We start from the raw sequence: 2,529 nt of genomic DNA, 5'->3' as shown, positions 1-2,529 counted from the left end.
TGCTGACGCAGATCGATGGCCGCAAGGTGCGCGTGGCCGGTGGCGAGCTGCAGCTACAAACCCACGGCCTGCGCACCGAAGCGCAGCCGCCCGACTGGCGCCACCGCCTGCTGGGCGCCATCACCAACCCGAGCTTCGCGCTGATCCTGCTGATGGTCGGGGTTTACGGCCTGATGTTCGAATTTTCTTCACCCGGCTTTGGCGTGCCCGGCACGGTGGGTGCCATCTGCCTGCTGCTGGCGCTGTTTGCGCTGCAGTTGCTGCCGGTCAATTACGCGGCGCTGGCGCTGATTCTGCTCGGCTTTGCGCTGCTGGCAGCCGAGCTGGTGACACCGGCCTTTGGTGTGCTCGGCGTCGGCGGTGTGGTGGCTTTTGTTGCTGGCGGGCTGCTGCTGTTCGACCGCGATGTGCCGGGGCTGGGCGTGCCGTTACCACTCATTTTTGGCCTGGCGCTTACGGCCGCCGCCGCCGTGCTACTGGGCGGCGGCATGGCCCTGCGGGCACGCCGCGCACCGGTGGTCAGCGGCGCCGAGCAACTGGTCGGCGCGCGCGGCGAGGTCACGCAAGTGGCAGACGGCCAGGCCTGGGCGCGGATTCACGGCGAACACTGGCAAGTGCGCGCTACAGCACCCTTGCAGCCGGGCCAACGCGTGCGTGTGGTCGGCATGACCGACCTGATTTTGCAGGTACAACCCGAAGGAGAACGGCATGATGTTTGATTTCAATCTTGGACTGGGCACGATTTTGCTGCCCCTTGCGCTGGCGCTGCTGGTGGCCTCGGTGCGCATCCTGCGCGAATACCAGCGCGGCGTGGTGTTTCAGCTTGGCCGCTTCTGGAAGGTCAAGGGCCCCGGCCTGGTGATCGTGATCCCCGGCCTGCAGCAAATGGTGCGGGTCGATTTGCGCGTGGTCACCATGGACGTCGAACCGCAGGACGTGATCTCGCGCGACAACGTCTCGGTCAAGGTCAACGCAGTGATTTTCTTTCGCGTGGTGGCGCCCGAGAAGGCGATCATCCAGGTGGAAGACTTCCTGATGGCCACCAGTCAACTGGCGCAAACCACGCTGCGGGTGGTGCTGGGCAAACACGAGCTCGACGAAATGCTGGCCGAGCGCGAGCGGCTCAACCTCGATGTGCAGCAAATCCTGGACGCCCAGACTGATGCCTGGGGCATCAAGGTGACCAACGTCGAGATCAAGCACATCGACCTCAACGAGTCGATGGTGCGTGCCATTGCGCGCCAGGCCGAGGCCGAGCGCGAGCGCCGTGCCAAGGTGATCCATGCCGAAGGCGAAAAACAGGCGGCGGTGGCCTTGCTGGAGGCCGCCCAGATGCTGGCGCAGCAGCCCGAAGCCATGCAACTGCGCTACCTGCAGACCATGACGCAGGTAGCAGGCGACCGTGCCTCGACCATCGTGTTCCCGCTACCGATGGATTTGCTGGGGCGCTTGATGGACAAGCCCCACGCGCCCAGTTAAGGCTGAAGCTGAGAAATTCGGTCCTGTGCGTCACCTGCCGGGCGGGCGAAACACGCTGGCATCCTGGTAAAACACCGGGTCTGCGTTGGCTGTGGGCCACCGCTTCGCCCAGCGCACGCCAAGGCGCCAGCCAGGGTGCGGCCCAGTCAATTTCCGCCACAGCCGCGCTCGGCGGCGGCTTGAGACGATCGTGTGAATGCCCGCAACCACCAGGCAGGAATGGATGCTGTGGCAACATGCCCAACGAAGAAATTTTGTCTATCGCCACATTTTGCCGCTTGGTTTGAGGATTTTGAATCAATATGACTGCATTGAACGCTTGCGTGTTGCGCACCGGTCTTGCCGCTTGCCTTGTCCTTGTGGCGCAAGCCGGACTGGCGCAGGCCAGCGTGCCAACAGCCACCGTCACGCGCGGAAGCTGGGCCACCGCGCCCAGGCACTCAGCTGGCATCGCGCCCGATCCGGCGCAATTGGTCAACACGGCCATCGTCCAGGTCTATGCCGCCCCCACCTATGGCTGGCGCGGCTTTTTTGCGGTGCACCCCTGGATCATCTACAAGCGCATGGGCGAAACGACTTACACCCGTTTTGATGTGGTCGGCTGGCGCGCGCCGCGGGTGGTACAGCGCAATTACGCCGTGCCTGACGGGCTCTGGTATGGTGCCAAGCCCGAGTTGCTGGTGGACCACCGGGGTGAAGAGGTCGAGGCCATGATCGACGCCATCGATGCGGCCATTTCAAGTTACCCCTATGCCGACAAGTACCGCACCTACCCTGGCCCCAACAGCAACACCTTTCTGGCACACATCGGGCGCGAGGTGCCAGCGCTCAAGCTCGACTTGCCGGCCAACGCCATCGGCAAGGACTACCGGCCGTTGACCAACCCGGTGGGCGTGTCACCTTCCGGCTCGGGGCTGCAAATTGGGCTGCTCGGCTTGCTTGGCGTGAGCGTGGGCGTGCAGGAGGGGCTCGAATTCAATGTGCTGGGGCTCAATTTTGGCATTGACCTCAACGCGCCGGCGCTGCGCTTGCCCTTCTGGGGTCGTTTGG

General features: G+C 64.2%; 3 protein-coding genes. All 3 read left to right on the top strand.

The window, feature by feature from the left end; all coding sequences use genetic code 11:
- A partial coding sequence (locus tag IBX54_RS14430; protein WP_296543350.1) for an NfeD family protein occupies positions 1-719 on the top strand: 719 nt, incomplete at its 5' end.
- Positions 709-1,479, top strand: coding sequence for a slipin family protein (locus IBX54_RS14425; protein WP_296543349.1), 771 nt, complete (start codon positions 709-711; stop codon positions 1,477-1,479). The genes IBX54_RS14430 and IBX54_RS14425, both read left to right, overlap by 11 nt.
- A gap of 302 nt (positions 1,480-1,781) precedes the next feature.
- On the top strand, positions 1,782-2,529 hold a 748-nt coding region (locus IBX54_RS14420; protein ID WP_296543348.1), incomplete at its 3' end, for a DUF3750 domain-containing protein.

The organism is Rhodoferax sp. (assembly GCF_014859475.1).
Classification (GTDB): Bacteria; Pseudomonadota; Gammaproteobacteria; order Burkholderiales; family Burkholderiaceae_C; genus Rhodoferax.
The sequence above is the reverse complement of the archived record's forward strand: the minus strand, read 5'-3'. Positions and strand labels throughout refer to the sequence as shown.